Annotated in this window: 22 protein-coding genes, 1 tRNA gene and 1 pseudogene; 6 read left to right on the forward strand and 18 right to left on the reverse strand. The window is 61.7% G+C overall.

Annotated elements, in window-relative coordinates; all coding sequences use genetic code 11:
* From ABIT12_RS17860 to ABIT12_RS17910, 11 genes and pseudogenes are all read right to left on the reverse strand, one after another.
* A pseudogene (locus tag ABIT12_RS17860) lies at positions 1–256 on the reverse strand (acetyl-CoA carboxylase carboxyl transferase subunit beta); the annotation flags it as partial.
* Positions 257–505: 249 nt separating this feature from the next.
* A complete protein-coding gene (gene trpA / locus ABIT12_RS17865) occupies positions 506–1330 on the reverse strand; it encodes a tryptophan synthase subunit alpha (RefSeq protein WP_348041357.1) in 825 nt (274 codons plus the stop codon).
* Positions 1331–2491 carry a tryptophan synthase subunit beta gene (trpB, locus tag ABIT12_RS17870; RefSeq protein WP_348041533.1) on the reverse strand — a complete coding sequence of 387 codons (1161 nt, stop codon included), beginning with the start codon at positions 2489–2491 and terminating at the stop codon, positions 1331–1333. It lies immediately after the preceding gene.
* A 106-nt stretch (positions 2492–2597) separates the two neighbouring features.
* A complete protein-coding gene (locus ABIT12_RS17875) occupies positions 2598–3245 on the reverse strand; it encodes a phosphoribosylanthranilate isomerase (protein ID WP_348041359.1) in 648 nt (215 codons plus the stop codon).
* A gap of 17 nt (positions 3246–3262) precedes the next feature.
* Positions 3263–3631: a LapA family protein gene (locus ABIT12_RS17880; RefSeq protein ID WP_348041361.1), complete on the reverse strand. Its 369-nt coding sequence runs from the start codon at positions 3629–3631 to the stop codon at positions 3263–3265.
* A gap of 31 nt (positions 3632–3662) precedes the next feature.
* Positions 3663–3944 (reverse strand): integration host factor subunit beta, encoded by a 282-nt coding sequence (locus ABIT12_RS17885; RefSeq protein WP_348041363.1) that lies wholly within the window; start codon positions 3942–3944, stop codon positions 3663–3665.
* Between the two features lie 57 nt (positions 3945–4001).
* Entirely contained in the window at positions 4002–4964 is a 963-nt protein-coding gene (sppA, locus tag ABIT12_RS17890; protein WP_348041365.1) for a signal peptide peptidase SppA, read from the reverse strand.
* Between the two features lie 36 nt (positions 4965–5000).
* Positions 5001–5507: a GNAT family N-acetyltransferase gene (locus ABIT12_RS17895; protein ID WP_348041370.1), complete on the reverse strand. Its 507-nt coding sequence runs from the start codon at positions 5505–5507 to the stop codon at positions 5001–5003.
* Between the two features lie 67 nt (positions 5508–5574).
* Positions 5575–7248: a 30S ribosomal protein S1 gene (gene rpsA / locus ABIT12_RS17900; RefSeq protein WP_407065650.1), complete on the reverse strand. Its 1674-nt coding sequence runs from the start codon at positions 7246–7248 to the stop codon at positions 5575–5577.
* 235 nt (positions 7249–7483) lie between these two features.
* Entirely contained in the window at positions 7484–8122 is a 639-nt protein-coding gene (gene cmk / locus ABIT12_RS17905; RefSeq protein WP_348041374.1) for a (d)CMP kinase, read from the reverse strand.
* Positions 8123–8135: 13 nt separating this feature from the next.
* The gene (locus ABIT12_RS17910; protein WP_348041376.1) at positions 8136–9425 is read right to left on the reverse strand and encodes a 3-phosphoshikimate 1-carboxyvinyltransferase; all 1290 of its coding nucleotides are present in this window, start codon (positions 9423–9425) and stop codon (positions 8136–8138) included.
* A 223-nt stretch (positions 9426–9648) separates the two neighbouring features.
* Between ABIT12_RS17910 and ABIT12_RS17915 the strand changes: the two genes are divergently transcribed.
* Complete coding sequence (locus ABIT12_RS17915) at positions 9649–10053, forward strand: TIGR02300 family protein (protein WP_348041378.1); 405 nt, start codon at positions 9649–9651, stop codon at positions 10051–10053.
* Between the two features lie 274 nt (positions 10054–10327).
* Here ABIT12_RS17915 and ABIT12_RS17920 read toward each other — a convergent pair whose 3' ends face one another.
* On the reverse strand, positions 10328–10771 hold the full coding sequence (locus tag ABIT12_RS17920) for a MarR family winged helix-turn-helix transcriptional regulator (RefSeq protein ID WP_348041380.1): 444 nt from the start codon (positions 10769–10771) through the stop codon (positions 10328–10330).
* Between the two features lie 123 nt (positions 10772–10894).
* On the opposite strand from ABIT12_RS17920, the gene ABIT12_RS17925 reads away from it, so the two are divergent.
* Together ABIT12_RS17925 and ABIT12_RS17930 are read left to right on the forward strand one after the other, a co-directional pair.
* On the forward strand, positions 10895–12613 hold the full coding sequence (locus ABIT12_RS17925; protein ID WP_348063385.1) for an MFS transporter: 1719 nt from the start codon (positions 10895–10897) through the stop codon (positions 12611–12613).
* Between the two features lie 157 nt (positions 12614–12770).
* Positions 12771–12846: transfer RNA gene (locus ABIT12_RS17930), tRNA-Ala, on the forward strand.
* Between the two features lie 231 nt (positions 12847–13077).
* Here the strand turns inward: ABIT12_RS17930 and ABIT12_RS17935 are convergent.
* The gene (locus ABIT12_RS17935; RefSeq protein ID WP_348041384.1) at positions 13078–13728 is read right to left on the reverse strand and encodes an NAD(P)-binding oxidoreductase; all 651 of its coding nucleotides are present in this window, start codon (positions 13726–13728) and stop codon (positions 13078–13080) included.
* 121 nt (positions 13729–13849) lie between these two features.
* Here ABIT12_RS17935 and ABIT12_RS17940 point away from each other — a divergent pair, with 121 nt between their 5' ends.
* Both ABIT12_RS17940 and ABIT12_RS17945 read left to right on the forward strand, forming a co-directional pair.
* Complete coding sequence (locus tag ABIT12_RS17940) at positions 13850–14632, forward strand: SDR family oxidoreductase (protein ID WP_348041386.1); 783 nt, start codon at positions 13850–13852, stop codon at positions 14630–14632.
* Between the two features lie 2 nt (positions 14633–14634).
* Positions 14635–15777, forward strand: a complete 1143-nt coding sequence (locus ABIT12_RS17945; protein WP_348041388.1) for a DNA glycosylase AlkZ-like family protein — start codon at positions 14635–14637, stop codon at positions 15775–15777.
* Between the two features lie 4 nt (positions 15778–15781).
* Here ABIT12_RS17945 and ABIT12_RS17950 read toward each other — a convergent pair whose 3' ends face one another.
* On the reverse strand, positions 15782–16546 hold the full coding sequence (locus tag ABIT12_RS17950; protein ID WP_348041390.1) for an SDR family oxidoreductase: 765 nt from the start codon (positions 16544–16546) through the stop codon (positions 15782–15784).
* Between the two features lie 154 nt (positions 16547–16700).
* On the opposite strand from ABIT12_RS17950, the gene pncB reads away from it, so the two are divergent.
* The gene (gene pncB / locus ABIT12_RS17955) at positions 16701–18005 is read left to right on the forward strand and encodes a nicotinate phosphoribosyltransferase (protein WP_348041392.1); all 1305 of its coding nucleotides are present in this window, start codon (positions 16701–16703) and stop codon (positions 18003–18005) included.
* 111 nt (positions 18006–18116) lie between these two features.
* Here pncB and ABIT12_RS17960 read toward each other — a convergent pair whose 3' ends face one another.
* From ABIT12_RS17960 to ABIT12_RS17975, 4 genes are read right to left on the reverse strand one after another with little or no spacing between them, the layout of a single operon-like run.
* Positions 18117–19007, reverse strand: coding sequence for a hypothetical protein (locus ABIT12_RS17960; RefSeq protein ID WP_348041394.1), 891 nt, complete (start codon positions 19005–19007; stop codon positions 18117–18119).
* Entirely contained in the window at positions 19004–19903 is a 900-nt protein-coding gene (locus tag ABIT12_RS17965) for an ABC transporter ATP-binding protein (RefSeq protein ID WP_348041396.1), read from the reverse strand. Before ABIT12_RS17965 ends, ABIT12_RS17960 begins: the two co-directional genes overlap by 4 nt.
* Positions 19900–20268, reverse strand: coding sequence for a GntR family transcriptional regulator (locus ABIT12_RS17970; RefSeq protein ID WP_348041398.1), 369 nt, complete (start codon positions 20266–20268; stop codon positions 19900–19902). Before ABIT12_RS17970 ends, ABIT12_RS17965 begins: the two co-directional genes overlap by 4 nt.
* A gap of 23 nt (positions 20269–20291) precedes the next feature.
* Positions 20292–20474, reverse strand: a complete 183-nt coding sequence (locus ABIT12_RS17975; RefSeq protein WP_348041400.1) for a hypothetical protein — start codon at positions 20472–20474, stop codon at positions 20292–20294.
* Between the last annotated feature and the right edge of the window lie 88 nt (positions 20475–20562).

Consider the following 20562-nt stretch of genomic DNA (forward strand, 5'->3'; position numbering starts at 1 on the left):
GATCCTGGGCCACCGACGGCAGGGCGACCAGATCGTATTTGCCTTCGTCGAAGAAGGTTTCCAGCCGGTCGGCTGGCTTGATCTTCATGTGGTAGCCCGAATTGGGCACCACCCACTGATTGGCCTCGAGATCGCGATAGAACACCATCTCGCCCGACTCGGGGTCCTTGACCCAGAGGTTTTCCGGGGTCTCGCGCTTGGTATTGCCAAGGATCGAGCGGATTTTCGGACGGACGAAGTTATCGATCCAGTTCATGGAATTGACCCCTGTGGGTTAGCCCTGTTGTGCAGGATCTAGGGTATGATTGTGGCAAATCTTATCAGGTCGCGGTGATGGTGGCAAAGTCTGGTGTGGGGTTATGACTGCATTCTGCCACGCCCTCGTGGTTCGAGGCTTTGCCAAGAGCAAAGCACCTCACCATGAGGACTACTGACAAGCGCTACCCCAGTAGCCCTCATGGTGAGGCGGGAGCGTAGCGGCCCTCGAACCACGAGGGCGTGGCCACTAACCCCGTGCCATGCGAACGCCTTCGGCCAGCGCCGCCACCAGAGTACGCGCCGCCTCGACCGTGTGATCGGTGGCCTTGCCGTCCACCAGCGATTTGCCGATGGCATCGACCAGCACCGAACCCACCACGACGCCATCGGCATCGCGACCCAGGGTCCGCGCATCCTCAGGCGTCTTGATGCCGAAGCCGACCGCCACCGGCAGATCGGTATGAGCCTTGATGCGCTTGACCGCGTCGCCGACGGCAGCGCGCGACTTGATCGCCGCGCCGGTGATGCCGGTCATGGTGACGTAATAGACAAAGCCCGAGGTATTGGCCAACACGGCGGGCAGCCGCTTGTCATCGGTGGTTGGGGTGGCGAGACGGACAAAGTTGAGGCCGGCCCGCATTGCCGGCAGGCATAATTCCTCGTCTTCCTCTGGCGGCAGATCGACGATGATCAGGCCATCGACGCCCGATGCCTTGGCGACAGCCAAGAACTTTTCGACGCCGAAGATATAGATCGGGTTGTAATAGCCCATCAGAACGATCGGGGTGGTTTCGTCCTTGCGGCGGAAATCCTCGACCATGGCCAGGGTGGCCAGCAGCGTCTGCCCGGAGGCCAGAGCGCGCTGCCCGGCGAGTTGCACCGCAACGCCGTCGGCCATCGGATCGGAGAAGGGCATGCCCAGCTCGATGATGTCGGAGCCGGCCTGCGGCAGCGCTTCCAGGATCTTCTGGCTGGTGGCCAGATCCGGATCGCCCGCCATGATGAAGGTGACGAAGGCGGGTCGGTTCTGGGCGGCGCAGGCGGCAAAACGCTCGGCGATACGGGTACTCATTTACATCTTCATCCCGAGATAGCGGCCAACGCTTTCGACGTCCTTGTCACCCCGACCGCTGAGGCACAGCACGATGGACTGGTCCTTAGCCATGGTCGGCGCGATTTTCATCAGCAGCGCCAGGCCGTGTGCCGATTCCAGCGCCGGAATGATGCCTTCGAGCCTCGTGCAAAGCTGGAAGGCTTCCAACGCCTCATCGTCGGTGATCGGCGCGTAGGTGACGCGCTTGGTATCGTGCAGGAACGAATGTTCCGGACCGACGCCGGGATAATCAAGGCCCGCCGAGATCGAGTGACCCTCGAGAATCTGGCCGTCCTTGTCCTGCAGCAGATAGGTGCGGTTGCCATGCAGCACGCCGGGCGAACCGCCGGTCATCGAGGCGGCATGGCCGTTCTCGACGTCGATGCCATGCCCGCCCGCTTCGGCGCCATACATGGCAACTTCAGGGTCGTCAAGAAAGGCGTGGAAAGTGCCGATGGCGTTGGAGCCACCACCCACACAAGCAACCAGAGCGTCAGGCAGCTTGCCTTCGGCCTCCTGGAACTGGCTCTTGATTTCCTTGCCGATCACCGACTGGAAATCGCGCACCATTTCTGGATAGGGATGCGGGCCGGCGGCGGTGCCGATCAGATAGTAGGTGGTGTCGACATTGGTGACCCAGTCGCGCAGCGCCTCGTTCATGGCGTCCTTGAGCGTGCCGGCACCGGCCGTCACTGGCCGCACTTCAGCGCCAAGCATCTTCATGCGCAGCACGTTTGGCCATTGCCGCTCGACATCGGTGGCGCCCATGAAAATGGTGCAGGGCAAATCGAACTTGGCGCAAACGGTAGCCGTGGCGACGCCATGCTGGCCGGCGCCGGTTTCGGCAATGACGCGAGTCTTGCCCATGCGCTTGGCGAGCAGGATTTGCCCCAGGCAATTGTTGATCTTGTGGCTGCCGGTATGGTTGAGCTCTTCGCGCTTGAACCAGACCTTGGCGCCGCCGAGCTTTTCGGTGAGCCGTTCGGCATAGTAGAGCGGGCTGGGGCGCCCGGCATAGTGGGTGGACAGGTTCTGCAACTCGGCCTGATAGGCTGGATCGACCTGGGCGGCGCGATAGGCCTTTTCCAGATCCAGGATCAGCGGCATCAGGGTTTCGGCAACGAAGCGCCCGCCAAACATGCCAAAGCGCCCATGTTCATCAGGGCCGTTGCGCAGGGAATTGATACCGTCGGTGTCCACGAAATGTCCTAACCTGTCCTGCCGCGTCCAGACGCGGCGCCCGACCTTATACGGCGGCGCGCGCGTTTCGGATGAAGGCCTCGATCAGCCCTTTATCCTTGACGCCAGGAGCAGATTCCACGCCGGAGGACACGTCGACGCCAAATGGCCGAACGGTCTTGATTGCCTCCGCCACTGTCTTGGGCGTCAGGCCCCCGGAAAGCATGAATGGGAGTTCGGGGTCAAGCGCCTTGAGCAGCGTCCAGTCAAAGGTCTCGCCCAAACCACCCGGCCGATCGGCACCCTTGGGTGGTTTGGCATCAAGCAGGATCATGTCGGCGATATCGACGAAATCGCCGACATGGGTAACATCCTCGGCCGAACCGATGGGTAGCGCCTTCATGATCTCGACCCCGGCCTCGGCGCGGATCGCCTCGACACGATGCGGGGTTTCGGGGCCGTGCAACTGGATCCAGTCGGGGCCGAGCGCGGCCACTTCGGCAACGCAGGAATTGTCGGGATTGACCAGCACGACAACGGTCTGGATGCGACCGCGCGCCTCCGAGATCAGGGAAGCGATCTCTTCGATGGTGACATGGCGCGACGAGCGCACGAAGTGCATGAACCCCACCATGTCGGCACCGGCATCAATCGCCACTTCGAGCATTTCGGAGGTCTTGATCCCGCAGATCTTGATTACCAGAGGGGTGGTCATTTTGCCTTTGTGCCCGGTTACAGTCCGCGAAGGTCCATCAAATCATCGACTTCGGACAGGCCGTGTCCAGCAGGCTGGCCGTGCGTCTTGCGCAGGGCTTCGAGTTCATGGCTCAGCGTGGCCGCTTCGCGCCGCCAATGGCGCCCGCGCACGCGATGCACGCCCTGGGCAAACCAGCTGGCAACGCCGCCCAGCATGACGCCAAGCAGCAGCACTATGTAAAGCACCAGAAACAGCGGCACGCCATAGCCGGGCGCGCTGAGCTGTTCCGCCGAGACAAACGGATTGAAATTGAGCACGATGAGTTGGCGGTTCGCCAGGGCAAACACAATCAGCACCACGCACAGCGGCACCAGCACGACCCAACCAATAATTCGTCTGACCATGCGTTTTGTGCCTTGATGCGGCCCTGCCCCGCTAGTCGCGGTTCAGGCGCTCGCGGATTTCCTTGCCCGCCTTGAACTGGGGCACGTATTTTTCGCCCACGTCAACCTGTTCGCCGGTGCGCGGATTGCGGCCGACCCGCGCCGGGCGGTTCTTGACCGAGAAAGCGCCGAAACCGCGCAGTTCGACCCGGTCGCCGCGCGCCATGGCGTCGCCGACCTCGTCCAGAATCGCGTTGACGATATTTTCGATATCACGCTGGAACAGATGCGGATTTTCTTCCGCCAGTTTTTCGACGAGTTCCGATTTAATCATCTTCGCCCCCCCGGGCAGTGCCTTCGAAAATGTTATTCGGCTCGCATCCTGGAATGCTCATTCAACCTGCCAAAGCGAGACCACCCCGTCAAGCGCGATAGGACCGGAGGTCGGAAGCCCCAAAGCAGCGCGGGCCTGCCCGCCGACCATCTGGGTCAGCCAGCCAAGACCCTGTTCGGGCAGCGGAAAGGCAGTCGCCACCGGCAAATCCTTGCCGATCCCCTGGTCGGTTTGCAGCCAGGCGATGGCCTCGTTCTCGCCGCCAACCGCATCAATCAATTTTGCATCCAATGCCATGCGTCCCGACATGACGCCGCCATCGGCCAGTTTGAGCGTCACTGCACGATCGATACCGCGCCGTTCCGAAACAATGTCGACAAACCACTGGAAGGTATCATCGACCAGTGCCGCCAGCGAAGCGCGTACCGCCGGATCGATAGCCTCGTCGATCTCCGGCTTGCCCTTGAGCGGTCCGGAAGCGACCTTGTCCAGATCAACCCCGATAGTGCCAAACAGCTTGCTGGCGTCGACATGCTGCACATAGGCGCCGATCGAGCCGACGATCGACAGCCGCCTGGCAAAGATGCGGTCGGCCGCAATGGCGGTCATGTAGGCCGCCGAAGCGCCCAATTCGTCGATCACGGCGACCACGGGCTTTTTGGCGCGCAAGGCGCCGAGCGCTTCATACAGTTCTTCGCCGCCAGCCGTGGTCCCGCCAGGCGAATTGATCGCCACGATCACCGCCTTGACGCGATCATCCTTGGCCAGATCGTTGATGATCTCCAGCCGTGCCGGGTCGGTGGTGATGGCGCCATCGATCTTGATACGGGCGATCTGGTCGCCGACCGGGGTGTTGTTGGCAAAGCGACCCGCCACCGCCAGCACGGCAATCGCCAGCGCGATGAACGCCACGATCCGCCATGTGCCGCGCGAACGGCGATAGGCATCAGCGGCGAGAATGGCGTGGGGATCGGTGGTCTGGTCGGTCACAGCGGGCTCGCGGCTTGGACGTCGTGCCAAGGCAGGTAGTCCTGCCCTTGGGCAAAAGCAAGCCGGTCACGTAAAACGCCGCACCATGAACCGCGCCGCATCCTCGTAGCTGGCCAGCTTTTCGGTGAGCGCTGGAACATCTTCCACCACAAAACCATGCTTTTCCCAGAATGGCCGGCTGGCATTGACCGCCACCAGGCTCATCGTTGGAAAGCCATTGACCCGCGCGTGCTTGATCAGCGCTTCGACGATGTGATTGGCTGCGCCGATACCGCGGGTCAGCGGCAGCAGGGCCAGGTCGTGCAGATAATAGGTATCGGCATCGGCGGGGATTTGTCCGAGCAGCGAATTGAGCGCTGGCAGTTGGCCGAAGCGCCATGGATGGCTCAGCACATAGCCGGCCGGGCGTTCGCCCACTTCGAGCAGATGGCAGCCGCTGGGATAGAGCCGCTGACGTTCGGCCAGCACTTCGGGGGCTTCGAAAAAACCGGGATGCACCACATCGGCGATCTTTTGCACCGCCGCCATGTCGTAGCCGGACATGGCCCGCCAATGCACATCCTTGAGCTTCATTGTTTGCACCTCAAAAAAAGGCCCGCGCAGTGTTGCGCGGGCCTCGTATCTGCAAGCGGTTGTCCGCTTAGTTGCTGTCGCGGCCCTTGAGTGCGGCGCCCAGGATGTCGCCCAGCGATGCGCCCGAGTCGGACGAACCGTAATTGGCAACAGCTTCCTTTTCCTCGGCGATTTCCAGTGCCTTGATCGACAGGGAAATGCGCTGGGTCTTGCGATCGTACTGGACGACGCGAGCATCGACCTTTTCGCCCTTGGAGAAGCGTTCCGGACGCTGATCATTACGATCACGCGACAGGTCGGCGCGGCGGATGAACGCGGTCATTTCCGAGTCGGCAATCCGCACTTCGATGCCGCCTTCGTTGACTTCGGTCACGGTGCCGGTGACGACAGAACCCTTCTTGATCCCGCCGGTTTCGCCAGCATCGCTACCCCCTGCCGAGGACGAAGCCTCGCCAGTCGAGAGCTGCTTGATACCCAGAGAGATGCGTTCCTTTTCGACGTCAACGTCAAGCACCTTGGCCTGAACCATGTCGCCGCGATTGTAGTCTTCCAGCGCAATTTCGCCGGCCTTCTGCCAATCGATATCGGACAGGTGAACCATGCCGTCGACATCGCCGTCGAGACCAATGAACAGGCCGAATTCGGTCTTGTTCTTGACTTCGCCTTCGATGATGGCGCCAACCGGGAACTTCTCGGCGAAGCTTTCCCATGGGTTCGCCAGGGTCTGCTTGAGACCGAGCGAGATGCGGCGCTTGTCGGGATCGACCTCGAGCACGACGACTTCGACTTCCTGGGAGGTCGAGACGATCTTGCCGGGGTGGACGTTCTTCTTGGTCCAGCTCATTTCGGAGACGTGGATAAGACCTTCAATGCCGGGCTCGAGTTCAACAAAAGCACCGTAGTCGGTGATGTTGGTGACGCGGCCAGAGAACTTGGCATTGATCGGATACTTGGCTTCGATACCGTCCCATGGATCGGCCTGCAGCTGCTTCATGCCAAGCGAGATGCGGTGGCTTTCATGGTTGATGCGGACGATCTGCACCTTGATGGTTTCGCCGATGGTGAGCACTTCGGTCGGGTGATTGACCCGGCGCCAGGCGATATCGGTGACGTGCAGCAGGCCGTCGATGCCGCCGAGGTCAACGAACGCACCGTAATCGGTGATGTTCTTGACCACGCCGTCAACAACCTGGCCTTCTTCGAGCTGCTGAACGATTTCCGAACGCTGCTCGGCACGCGATTCTTCGAGGATCGCACGACGCGAGACAACGATGTTGCCACGGCGCTTGTCCATTTTCAGGATCTGGAACGGCTGCGGCACATTCATCAGCGGCGCGATATCGCGGATCGGACGGATGTCCACCTGCGAACGCGGCAGGAAGGCGATGGCGCCTTCGAGGTCGACGGTGAAACCACCCTTGACCTGGTTGAAGATGATGCCTTCAACGCGCTCATTGGCCAGGTGCATGGCTTCGAGCTTGACCCAGCTTTCTTCGCGGCGAGCCTTTTCGCGCGACAGCACGGCTTCACCGGCAGCGTTTTCGACACGGTCAACATAGACCTCGACGATCGAGCCCACCTTGATGGTGCCGTCACGGCCAGCCTGGCCGAATTCCTTGAGGGCAATGCGCCCTTCGGTCTTGAGACCGACGTCGATGATCGCCAGATCCTTTTCGATGGCGACCACGGTGCCCTTAACAACGGCACCCTCTAGAGGTTCGTTGTCGATGAACGAGTCCATCAAGAGCGATTCAAAATCTTCTTTAGCAGCAGTTTGCTGTGCCAAATAACTTCTCCAATTACGCCGGCGGTTCGGGGTTGCAACATCAACGGATACGTCACCCGCTCGAACTGGCCTGAGGCCAAAACGAGCCGGCGTACGGGAAACGTCCCGGGCTTTGATGTCGATGTGATCAGTCCACTACGGTAGGGTTAGATGATGATCAAAGAGTGGGGACGCAAGGTTTGAATTGAAGCTATTGCTTCGACTTGCGTTCCATCACCTCGTCGATGATCGCTACGGCGGCGCGGAGTGCGGCTTCTATACCCAGAAGCGTCGTATCTAGCAAGTGCGCGTCGGCGGCCTGGTAAAAACCACCATTGGGGTTGGCCATGTCGCGGGCATCGCGCTCTTCGATCTGGTGATACAGCGCATAGCGATCCACCTGCTGGCCGCGCGCTTCGAACTGGCGGGCGCGGCGCTCCATGCGCGCCTTGCTGTCAGCCTCTATGAACAGCTTGACGTCCGCATCGGGGCAGATCTTGGTGCCGATATCGCGGCCATCGAGCACGGCGCCGCCGTCCTGCTCGGCAAATTCGCGCTGGAAATCGAACAGCGCATGGCGCACCGCACCAATGACGGCGACCTTGGAAGCCAGATTGCCCACCTTGGCGGTGACCAGGAATTCCGGTTCGATATCGGCGGCATCGAGGGTCTGGGCTGCAGCAATGGCGCGCTGCTCGAATTCTGGCTTGTCCTCGTAGGCTTCAACCGCCCGACCGACGGCCCGATAGAGCAGGCCGGTATCGAGATGGGGCAGGCCATAGTGCTTGGCCAAGCCTTCGGCCAGCGTGCCCTTTCCCGATGCGGCGGGGCCATCGACAGCAATAATCATTTATGGCTCCAGCTCATTTGCGGGCATCAATCGGGGCACCAAGCGCTACGAACTGGCTGACGAAGCGGGGAAACACTGCGGCGATCGAGGCCGGATCGGTGACGGTGACCGCATCGCGGCCAGCCAGCCCCAGCACCAGCATGGCCATGGCCAGCCGATAATCGGTGCCACAAGCAATACTGGCGCCGCCGCAACGATCAGCACCGACAATGCTCATCCTGTCCGGCGTTTCCTCGCAGGTCACATGGTTGGCCGTCAATGCGACCTGCAGCGCGGCAATCCGGTCCCCGTCACGCCGGCGCAGTTGCTCCAGCCCCAGCAGCAGCGTTTCGCCATCGGCCAGGGCCGCAGCCACAGCCAGCGCATGATAATCATGGGCCAGCGCAGCGGTGCGATCGGCCGGAATAGTGATGCCGCGCAGGCGCGAATGGCGGATGCGCAGATCAGCGACGAATTCTCCGCCACTCTGGCGCTGATTGAAGAATTCGATATTGCCACCCATTTCGAGCAGCGTATCGATGAGGCCCGTCCGGCCGGGATTGACCAGCACATTGGGCAACACGACTTCCGAGCCCGGCACCAGCAACGCCGCCACAATCGGGAACGAGGCCAGCGCAGTATCTGCCGGCAGCGCGAGGAACTGACCGCGCAGATCGGGCTGGCCCGTCAGAACAATCGTTCGCCACCCCTGCCCGTCGACCTGGCTTTCGATGCTGGCGCCGAAATGGCTCAAGAGAATTTCGGTGTGGTCGCGGCCGACCGCCGGCTCGGTGATCTGGGTGACCCCGGGGATCGCCAAACCGGCCAGCAGCAGCGCCGACTTTATCCCGGCCGAAGGTTCGGTGATTTTTGCGGTGATCGGCAGCGGCAAGGCCGGACCCATGAGGGTCATGCCATCGACGCCGCTCAATTCAGTGCCCATCAGGCCAAGCGGCTGGCTCAGTTCGGTGGGCAGGGCATCGGCGGCGTCCGCCAGATTGGTGGCAAATCGATAGGGCGCCACCAGACCCGCCGTCAGCAACAAGAGCAGCCTTGATGCTCCAGTCTGCACCGGGCCCAGCGGGGCCAGCAGACCACCAACGCCCAGGCCATCGATGATGCAATTGTCGCCATCGTGATCGACGCGCGCACCAAAGGCGCGGGCGACGGCAAGTGCGGTTTCGATTGTCGGTCCGCCCGGTATGCCGTCGAGTACGGTCTGGCCCAAAGCCGTCGCGCCGATCAGCACGGCGCGCAGCGCAATGGCCTGGTCACCGGGCAAGGTGAAACTCCCCTTGAGCGCCTTGGCGCGGCGGGCTGTCAATCTTTCCTGGGCGGGGCTGGCATCAGCCATGGGCGATGGGACCGGGAGCGGACAATTGGGTTGGCGCCGCACTTAGCATGGCGCGAGTGGTTTAGGCCACAGCGGACTACCCCCCACTGCCACCGCCTGCTCACGCATTTTCGGTTTGACAGGCCGGAGGTTTCCCCCTAACCGGACTGACCGAAGCGGGGTTGCCCCGCCCCTTTCACGACAAGGAACCTCGATGGCCAGTTCCGACCGCGGCACCAAGCGAACCGATCCCGATACGGGCAAGAAGTTCTACGATCTCAATCTCGACCCGATTGTTTCTCCGTTCACCGGCAAGTCCTATCCCCGTTCGTATTTCGAGCAGGTGATTGCAGCCAAGGTCGGCGCCATCCGCGCTGCCAAGGTGGCAGAGGAAGCCGAGACCGAGGAAGAAGAAGAAGTCGAAGACGTCGCAGCGCCGGAAATCGTCTCCCTTGAGGACGCCGATGCCGAAGAAGCGGGCGAAGAGGAAATCCCCGACGTTGAAGACGTCGAAGTGGATGAAGAGCTTGCCGACGACGAAGAAGACGTGTTCCTCGAAGAGGAAGACGATGATGACGACGACCTGGCCTTCAACGTCGGTGGCGACGACGAACGCTAGGATCTTAGCGCTGGAATTGATCAAACCCGCTGGTGCAAACCGGCGGGTTTTTGTTATCTGATCTTCCTCCTCCCCTTGCGGGACTTCGACGCGACGCCGAAGGCGGCAAATCGCTCCAGTGGAGCGATTTGAGCTAGAAGGTGCCCGAAGGGCGGATGAGGGGTCTCTTGCTTTGCGTATGCGGAAGCAACCCCTCACCCTGATTTTCTGCTGAACGCAGAAAATCTGTCCCTCTCCCGCAAGGGGAGAGGGAATAAGAGACAGGCAAGCACCCCTATTCCTCGCCCCTGGCCGCGGCGCGGATCACGGCCAGCACCTTGCTGGCCGTGGCGATCTCCTGCGGGGTCAGTTCGGCAAAGGTCATTGCCCGCAATTGCTGGAGTTCGGCCTCGATGCCCGTCAGCTTGCGCTGCCCGTCCTCGGTCAGGCTGAGCAGGTTCGCCCGGCGATCCGATGGATCGGGGACCCGCACCACCAGCCCGGCGCCTTGCAGATCATCGATCAGCCGCACCAAAGACGGTCCCTCGATGCCGCAATATTCGGCCAGAACGTTTTGCCGTACATTGCCGCCCAGACGGTTGATCCACAGCAGCGGCGATGCGCCGGCTTCGGCAATGCCATGCCGGGCCACCATTTCGCGGGCCAGCTTGCGCCACAGGCGGGCGGTGATGGCGAGTTCCCCGGTGAATTCGCGTAGCTGCTCTGCAAAATCACTCATGTTAATTCGTTAGCATCCTATCTATTATTATGCAATCAGTCTATAACCACTCCACGCCCGCCGGCAGCGACCATGCCGTTCGCCGCCGCGACCGGTCGTGTTTTAGCAAAATACGTTGTATACATGTCCACTCCAGAACACACGGCTCATGGCGATCGGCATAAATGGATCGTCTTGAGCAATACTACGCTTGGCGTGTTTGCCGCCTCGGTCACCGGCTCGATTATCCTGATTTCCTTGCCGGCGATTTTCCGGGGCATCGGCCTGCAACCGCTCGATCCGGGCAATACCAATACCCTGCTGTGGACCATCATGGGCTATATGGTGGCTACCGCCGTGCTGGTGGTGACCTTTGGCCGGCTCGGCGACATGTTCGGGCGCGCCAGGATCTATAATCTGGGGTTTGCGATTTTCACGCTGGCCTCGATTGCCCTGGCCTTCATGCCCACCGGACCGATCGCTGCCAGCTATCTGGTCTGGCTGCGCATCATCCAGGGCATCGGCGGCGCCATGCTGACCGCCACCTCTACAGCCATTCTGGTCGACGCCTTCCCGCCGCATCAGCGGGGCCTCGCCATGGGCATCAATACCATGGCGATCATTGGCGGGCAGTTCATTGGCCTGATTCTAGGCGGCCTCCTGGCTGACGTGAACTGGCGCCTGATCTTTTGGGTCAATGTTCCCATTGGCATTGTCGGCACGCTCTGGAGCTACCTCAGCCTCAAGGATAAGAACCCGCCGCAACAGCGGGGCGGGCTGGACTGGTGGGGCAATATCACTTTCGCCATCGGACTGGTGCTGGTGCTGGTCGGCATCAATGACGGCATCCAGCCGCATGGCGCCGATCTGATGGCCTGGGGCAGCCCCAAGGTTTTGTCCGAGTTGCTGGTCGGCCTGGGGTTTCTTGTGGCCTTCTATGCCATCGAAAAGCGCGTCGCCCGGCCGATGTTCAATCTCGAGCTGTTGCGGATCAAGCCATTCGCTGCCGGCATTTCGGCCAGCCTTTTGACCTCGATCGCCCGTGGCGGCTTGCAGTTCATGCTGATCATCTGGTTGCAGGGCATCTGGCTGCCGATCCATGGCTACAGCTTTGAATCGACCCCATTGTGGGCCGGCATCTTCATGCTGCCACTGACGCTGGGCGTGCTGCTCTCGGGGCCGGCTGCCGGCATTTTGTCGGACCGCTACGGTTCGCACCGGTTTGCCGCCGGCGGCATGCTGCTGGGGGCCGCGACCTTTGTCGGCCTGATGCTGCTGGGCGCCGATTTCCCCTATCCGGTGTTTGCGCTGCTGCTGTTTATCAACGGCGTTTCGTCGGGCCTGTTCAGCGCTCCCAACGGCACCCAGATCATGAACGCTGTCCCTGCGACCGAACGCGGCCAGGCCTCCGGTCTGCGGGCCACAACGATGAATGCGGGACAGGTGATGTCGATCGGCGTGTTCTTCACGCTGATGATCATCGGTCTGGCCTGGAGCCTGCCCGCCAGCATGCAAAGCCATCTGATCGCCGAGGGCCTGCCGACCGATATCGCCGCGCAGGTTGCTTCGGCGCCGCCGGTCGCCAGCCTGTTCGCGGCGTTCCTGGGCTATAACCCGATGGGCGAACTGATCCCCGCCACGGCGCTGGCCGCCCTGACCCCGGCGCAGGTTGCCACCATTACCGGAACGCAGTTCTTCCCCGAATTGCTGTCCGGCCCGTTCATGGTTGGCATCAAGATCGCCTTCTCGATTTCGTTCGTGCTCTACCTTCTGGCCGCATGGGCCTCATGGTGGGGCGGCTCGACCCGCAAGCAGGAAGCGGTTGAAGAACGCCAGATGGACCTGGCCGAACAGCGCGGCTGACCCCGTCTCCAAAGCCACTGGCGGGGCGCACGCGACCTGCCAGAACTTCTTCTCAAATCTGTCAAAATACACCCTTGCGTCTCAGGACGAGCTTGAATAGGTTGCGCCACGCTACGGACCGGGCTGATAAATCCCGAACCGCAGCACCCAAGGAAATGGGGCCATAGCTCAGCTGGGAGAGCGCTTGCATGGCATGCAAGAGGTCAGCGGTTCGATCCCGCTTGGCTCCACCAGCCTTCGCTGCTCCGCAGATTCGGCTCGGCAAGCCCGCGAGGGCGCCGACGAGATTAGCGGAAGTTTCAAGCGAAGGCTGTCGCGCCGTAGTTGCGCTGGCAACGCAGGCTGACCAAACCCTCCACACGCCTAATCCAATCCTTCCGGAATTGTCCCGATTGCACCGCCAACGGCGGGCGATCGTAACCGGGCCGCTTCTGACCACGGGCCCATAAAGCAGGCTGACCCTCCTACCCCAACGCCTTGTTCAGCGCGGCATTGATCGCGATACCGCCGCCAGCCAGTTGAATGGCCTTGCCGATGGACTTCGGCTCGGTCAGCACCGCTCCGATCACGGCGGCAACATCGGCTCGGGCGATCGCCGTTTCCTTGATTGCCACGAGGCTCGCCGTGACTTTCCCGGTGCCCGGCTCATCCGTCAGCTCGGCCGGTTCGATCAGGGTCCAGTCCAGCGTCGAGCCAGCAATGTGCTTGGCGGCCGCGCGTTTCTGTTTGTAGTAATCCTTCATCTCGTCATCCATTGTCCGGGTGGACATGCCAGTGCTGGCACCGATGGAGGACACCGAGATGTAGCGCCTGACCCCGGCCTTTTCGGTGGCCCGCACGGTGCGCAGCGTGCCCTTGCGGTCCAGCGCGCTGCCCTCGCCCGCTGCCGAGCCGGCAGCGAAGATCACGGCGTCTGAGCCCTTGCAGGCCTCGACCACGTCCTCGAACGCTGATTTGTCCAGATCGACCATCCTGGTTTCGGCGCCCAGCTTGACCAGATCGGCCATATGCCCCGGGTTGCGGATGGTGGCCACGACCTGGTGACCGGCGGCGAGCAAAAGCTGCACCAGCAACAATCCGGTACGGCCATGGCTGCCAAAAACGGTGATCCGCATCGCCTGTGCTCCTCTGCATTGGATTGTCATAGCTTGTGCCGCGGACAAGGCAGTTGCAAGCGCTGGCACCCCGGTTAAGCTGCCGCTCTGCCCAATCGCGGCGATTCCCTGACCCTTGTGGATGCCTGACATGTCCCATCTCACCATTCCCGACCTTGCTGGCAAAGCCGTTCTGATCACCGGTGCTTCGACCGGCATTGGCGCGGCGCTGGCGCTGGCTTTTGCGGCGCAGGGCGCCAAGATTGGCGTGCATTACAATTCGAGCCTGGAAAAGGCCGAAGCGGTGGTTCGGCAGATCGAGGAGGCCGGCGGCCGGGCCATTCTGGTCAAGGCCGAGGCCGGCAGCACTGCCGAAATGGCGGCAGCGGTGGCGGCCACCGCGCAGGCCTTTGGCCGGTTGGACGGGTTGATCAACAATGCCGGCGGCATGGTCGGGCGCACGCTGTATCAGGACATGTCGGACGCCTATTATGACCAGGTGATGGACCTCAATGCGCGTTCCGTGGTGATGACCGCGCAGGCGGCGATCCCGCATCTCAAGATCAATGGCGGCTTTATCATCAACACCACCTCGGTGGCCGCCCGCAACGGGGCCAGCAATGGCGCGGGGCTGTATGGCTCGTCCAAGGCGTTCGTTTCCAACGTCACGCGCGGCATGGCCAAGGAACTGATCCCCTTCGATATCCGCGTCAATGCGGTGGCGCCGGGCGTGATCGAAACCCCGTTCCACGAGCGCTATTCCACCGAAGCCCAGCTCAAGGCGCAGTTGGCGACCATTCCCGCCGCCCGGCTGGGCGTCTCCGAGGATTGCGTCGGCGCCTATCTGTTCCTCGCCTCCAAGCAGCTTTCGGGCTACATGATCGGCCAGACCCTTGAGGTCAATGGCGGGCAGTTGATGCCCTAGCCTTGGCGAAAAAACCCTTCAGCATTTCGCGCTCGGCGGCCCGCCGCATCTGGCTGCGGGCGCAGCGGCTCGACGAGTTGACGCCCTTCGGCAGCGGCCCGGCAGCAGTGCCGGCGGCGATCGAGCATCTGGGCTATGTGCAGATCGATACCATCAGCGTCATCGAGCGCTGCCACCACCACATCCTGTTCTCGCGCATTCCCGATTATCGGCGCGAACATCTGAGCCAGGCACAGGTATCGGACAAATCGGTGTTCGAATACTGGACGCATGCACTGGCCTATGTGCCGGCGCGCGACCTGCCGTTTTTCCTGCCGGCGATGCAGCAGTTTCGGGAGACGCCGAGCCGCTGGTTCGGCTCGGTAGCACCGGACGAAGTCAAGAAGATGCTCAAGCGCATCCGCGCCGACGGCCCGATTTCGATGCGCGATATCGATGATGACGAACTGGTCGACAAGACTCATCCCTGGGCCAGCAAGAAACCCTCAAAGCGGGTGCTGGAGATGATGTTCTATCAGGGTCACGTCACCATTGGTTCGCGTGCCGGCATGCTCAAGACCTATGACCTGATCGAGCGGCATTTCGACTGGCAGGGCAAACCGAAACCGGCCACGGCAAGGCAGGTTATTGCCTATCAGCTGGACCGGGCCTTGCGCGCTCAAGGGATCGTCAGCCTGGATTCGATCTGCCACCTCACCCCGTCCAGCAAGAAGCCGGTCAAGGAATTGATCGAGAGCCGGGTGCGGACGAAAAAGCTGGTGCCGGTGCTGATCGAAGGCTCGGAGGTGCAGCACTGGGCCGCACCCGACACGCTCGATGCCATCCCGGCCGATGCGCCGACCCTGATCCATATCCTGTCGCCGTTCGATCCGCTGATCATCCAGCGCAAGCGGCTCAACCTGTTCTTCGGCTACGATCATATTTTCGAAGCCTACGTCCCCGCCGCCAGGCGCAAGTTCGGCTATTTCACCCTGCCGGTGCTGGCAGGCGAGCAGATCATCGCCGCGATCGATCTCAAGGCCGATCGTGCGGCCAGGTCGCTCTTGGTGCAGAAGCTGACCTGGCTCGAAGACGAAACCGCCGAGCGGCGGGCATTGCTCGATACGGCGCTGGAGCGGTTTGCGGCGTTTCAGTTCGACAACTGAGCGCCTACTGCGCCGTCCACCCGCCATCGACCATCAGCACCGCGCCATTGACCATGCCGCCGGCCGGCGACGCGAGATAGATCACCGCGCCGGCCACATCGGTGATGGTCCCCACCCGCCCGATCGGCAGCCGGTCCAGCACGCTTTTGAGGTAGTCCGGCTGATCCAGCCGTTCCGCCGTGCCCGGCGTGTAGATAAACGTCGGCGCCACGGCGTTGGCGGTGACGCCGCGATGGCCCCATTCCAGCGCCAGCACGCGGGTATATTGATCAACGCCCCCCTTGGTGGCGCAATAGACCGCGTGGTCCCGGATGCCCACGGTGCTGGCCTGCGAGCTGATGTTGACGATGCGGCCCTGGCCCTGCGCCAGCATGATGCGCCCGGCAGCCTGGGCGACGAAGAAGCTGCCCTTGAGGTTGACCGCCATCATGGTGTCCCAATCGGCTTCGGTGACGTCCTCGGCGGGGTGATTGTCCCCCAGCCCGGCATTGTTGACCAGAATATCGACACTGCCGAAATGGTCTTTGATCGCCGCAAAGGTCTTGCCAATCGAGGGCACATCGCGCACGTCCAGCGCAAAGGCCGCCGCCTCGCCGCCCTCGGCTTCGATTTCGCTGACCAATTGGCCAAGCCGCACCATGTCCCGCGATGCCACGGCGACCCTGGCGCCAGCGGCGGCCACTGCCTTGGCCAGACCATAGCCAATCCCCATGCTGGCGCCGGTAACCACGGCGACCTTGCCGGCCAAGCTGAAATCGGGATTGGACATGGGAACCCTCACAAGGTCGGGGAATCGGTTGGTGGCAGACTAGTGCCAAACCTGCCGTACCCAAAACGGCGCGCGCGACTTTCTTTCATCGGCATTGCACGATAAAAGCGAATGCCAATTATTGGGCGAAGTTCTGGGCGGATGGGTTTGCGTTATGCCAAAGACCGATATTGCGCGGCGGGTTTACAACCACACCTGGAAGCTCGATCCGATCATCCGGAGCCTGCTCGATACCGATTTCTATAAAATCCTGATGCTGCAGATGATCTGGGGGCTTTATCCCAAGGTCGATGCGACATTCTCGCTGATCAATCGCAGCAAAACCGTGCATCTGGCCGAAGAAATCGACATCGATGAACTGCGGGCCCAGCTCGATCACGCGCGCACGCTGCGGTTTTCCAAGAAGGAAATGATCTGGCTGGCGGGCAACAGCTTTTATGGCTCCCAGCAGATCTTTGAACCCGGCTTCCTCAAATATCTCGAAAATTTCAGCCTGCCTGAATACTCGCTCGAAAAACGCGACGGCCAGTTCGTGCTGGAATTTCATGGCCGCTGGATCGAAACCTCGATGTGGGAAATTCCGGCGCTGGCGATCATCAACGAACTGCGCAGCCGCGCCGCGATGAAGCGCTACGGGCCGTTCACGCTCGATGTGCTCTATGCCCGCGCCAAGGCCAAGATGTGGGAAAAGGTCGAGCGGCTGCAAAAGCTGCCGGACCTGCGGATCTCCGATTTCGGCACAAGACGCCGCCACTCATTCCTGTGGCAGCGCTGGTGCGTCGAGGCGCTCAAGGAAGGCATCGGCGAGAGCTTTACCGGCACCTCCAACGTCAAGCTGGCAATGGACAATGACCTCGAAGCCCTGGGCACCAACGCCCACGAACTGCCAATGGTGCTGGCGGCTTTGGCCAAGAGCGACGAGGCGCTGAAAGCGGCGCCTTATCAGGTGCTGCAGGATTGGGAGAGTTATTACGGCGGCAATCTCAAGATCGTGCTGCCCGATGCGTTCGGTACCACGGCGTTCCTGCGCGATGCGCCCGACTGGGTTGCGGACTGGACAGGATTCCGCCCCGACAGCGCGCCGGCCATCGAAGGGGGCGAACGCATCATCGCGTGGTGGAAGCAGCATGGCCGCGATCCGCGCGACAAATTGCTGATCTTTTCGGACGGGCTGGACGTCGACATGATCGAAGCGGCTTACCTGCATTTCGATGGCAAGGTGCGCATGGCGTTTGGCTGGGGCACTAACCTCACCAATGATTTTGAAGGCTGCGCGCCCGATCTCAACCACCAGCTCGATCCGATTTCCATCGTGATCAAGGTCAGTCAGGCCGATGGTCGCCCGGCGGTCAAGCTCTCGGACAATCCGGCCAAGGCAACGGGCAATCCGGAAGAGATCGCCCGCTATCTCAGGATTTTCGGCGACAAGGACCGGGTGGAGCACGCGGTCAAGGTTTAGCCTTCCCCTCCCTCCGGGCGTCACCCCGGCGCAGGCCGGGGCCCATCCCCAGATATCAGGATGGATCCCGGCCTGCGCCGGGATGACACCGAGTTTGGGATCTGTCGCAGCCTAGTTATCGTTCCGACGCCGGCGATATTCACTCGCCAGATAGATCGCCAATAGCGAAAAGCCCCAGCCCACGGCCATTTGCGGCCAGTCGATCCGGCCCAGCAGGTCGGTGGCAAAGCTTGGCGCGCTGAATGGCAGGTCAGCATTGAACCAGCCCTGCAGATAGCCCTCGACCAGCGGGAAATCGAAGCGGTACGACAGGTACTTCCAGGTATGGGTGTGGACCGGGCTGAGCCCGCCAAAGGTCACCCATTCCAGCACGGACAGCAGCGTCGGCAACAGCAGCGACAGCGGGATGGCCCAGCGACCGACGACACTGGCAAGGCTGCCGACCGCGGCCATGAATGGCATGCACCAGAGCAGCCCCAGCACCAGCACCACGATGCTAGCCAGCGCCACCTGGACAAAGCTGCCCAACAGCCCGCCGATCAGGGCGAGGCCGGTGCCGCTGGCGATCTGGGTGGTGACGGTAATCACCACCACCAGCAACAGCCCGCTGAGCAGCGAGACCGCAAAGATCATGCCCGGAAAGATCGTCAGCGTCGCCGCCAGCTTGGACAGCAGCACGCGGAAATCGCTCATGGGCATGGATTTCCAGAACAGCATGGCATTGTTGCGCCGGTCGGCCGAAAACCCGTCGGCGCAGTAGAAAAACAGCGTGCCCATCAGATAGAGCAGCCAGGCAAAAGCCAGCCCAAGCAGCCCCACTTCGGCGATGCGCAAGGGCACCATGGTCATTAGCTGGCCCGACATGCGGGCATCGACCCGCCCGACCGTAAAGGCCAGAATGGTGGCACCGGCCAGAATGGCGACCAGTCCCAGTGGGGCGACGAGAAACGCACCGCGATGTTCAAGCAGTTCGCGATGGATCATGGCGATAAAGGCTTTCATCGCGCATCACCCGGATTGACGGTGGGGCGCTGCATCAGCGCCACGAACAGGTCGGACAGGGTCGGTGTCGAAACCTTGCCCAGCGTTTCGAGCACGGCGCGGTCGGCGCCATCAAAGATCATCACCGTCTGGCCGAACCTGGTTTCTTCGTAGACTGGCTTCAGGCCGCGCGCGGTTTCGGCACTGGCCGGATCGCTGACCACCAGTTGGGAAAATTTCTCGCTGACGGTTTCCATCTGCATGTGCAGGATCAGGTCGCCATCGCGGATGAACATGATGTCGGAGAGCATGAACTCGATCTCGTCCACCTGGTGGGTGGTGATCAGCAGCGTGCGCTCCTCGGTCATGTAGTCTTCCAGCAGCCGCCGGTAGAAGCGCTTGCGATAGGTGATGTCGAGCCCGAGCGTGGGTTCATCGAGCACCAGCAGTTTGGCATCGATCGCCATCACCACGGCCAGATGCAGCTGGGCGACCATGCCCTTGGACAGGTGCTTGACCTTGGCCTCGGGGCGAATATCAGTGCCCTCAAGAAATGAGCGGGCCTTTTCCTGCGAAAAGTTGGGATGGATATTGGAGAGCAGCGCGAACAGCTCCCGCACCCGCAAAAACTTGGGCAGGCTGGCGACGTCGGAAATGAAGGCGACGTTTTCCATCAGCTTGGCGCGCTTGGCGAAGGGGTCTTCGCCCAGAACGCGGATGGTGCCCTCGCAATTGGTCAGGCCGAGAATGGCGTTGAGCGTGGTGGTCTTGCCGGCGCCATTATGGCCGATCAGGCCATAGATGCGGCCGGGCGGGATTTCGAAATCCAGACCATGCAGGATTTCGCGATTGCCGAATTTCTTGCGCAGGCCGTGGGCCGAGACAATGGGGGCGATGGCAGTGGTCTGGTCGGTCATTTGCTTGGTGTCCCCTTGGGGGTTTGATCGAGCAGGGTCGATACATCGAGTTCAAGCGCCTTGATCTGGGCGGCGATGCGCGGCCAGTCTTCGCTCAGGAATTTTTCGCGCTCGTGGGTCAACAGACCCGCCCGCGCTCCGGTCTTGACGAACATGCCCAGTCCCCTGCGTTTTTCGACAACGCCGAGATCGACCAGCGCTTCAAACGCCTTGGTGACCGTCAGCGGATTAACCTGCATATCGGCAGAAATCTGCCGCACCGAGGGCAGTGGATCGCCTTCGGCAACCCCGCCGCGCAGGATCATTTCGATGAGGCGCTGCCGGATCTGGATGAAGATCGGCGACCCCGAATGAAAGTCGTCCATATGTCTCTTGCCTACTTAGTGTATTAGTTATGTAGCACACTAAAATCCGACGTCAAGCGAAATTTCGACAAGGTCAGGGAAACCGGCGTCGGCTGGGCGATCTCGGCCATGGCGCTGCCCGTGACCTTGAGCAACAGCGCATCGATCAGCTTGGCCGTGCCAATAGTCGGTGTGGTGTTGAAGTCGCCAAAGCTGGCGGGATTCACTTCGCCGCAGGCCGATCAGGAGAACCCCTTGGGGTAAACCCGATAGGCGCCCGCGGTATCCCGGTGCCGGTGAGGGTTCGGACGCAAT

This window comes from Devosia sp. (assembly GCF_039927955.1).
In the GTDB taxonomy this organism is placed as follows: domain Bacteria; phylum Pseudomonadota; class Alphaproteobacteria; order Rhizobiales; family Devosiaceae; genus Devosia.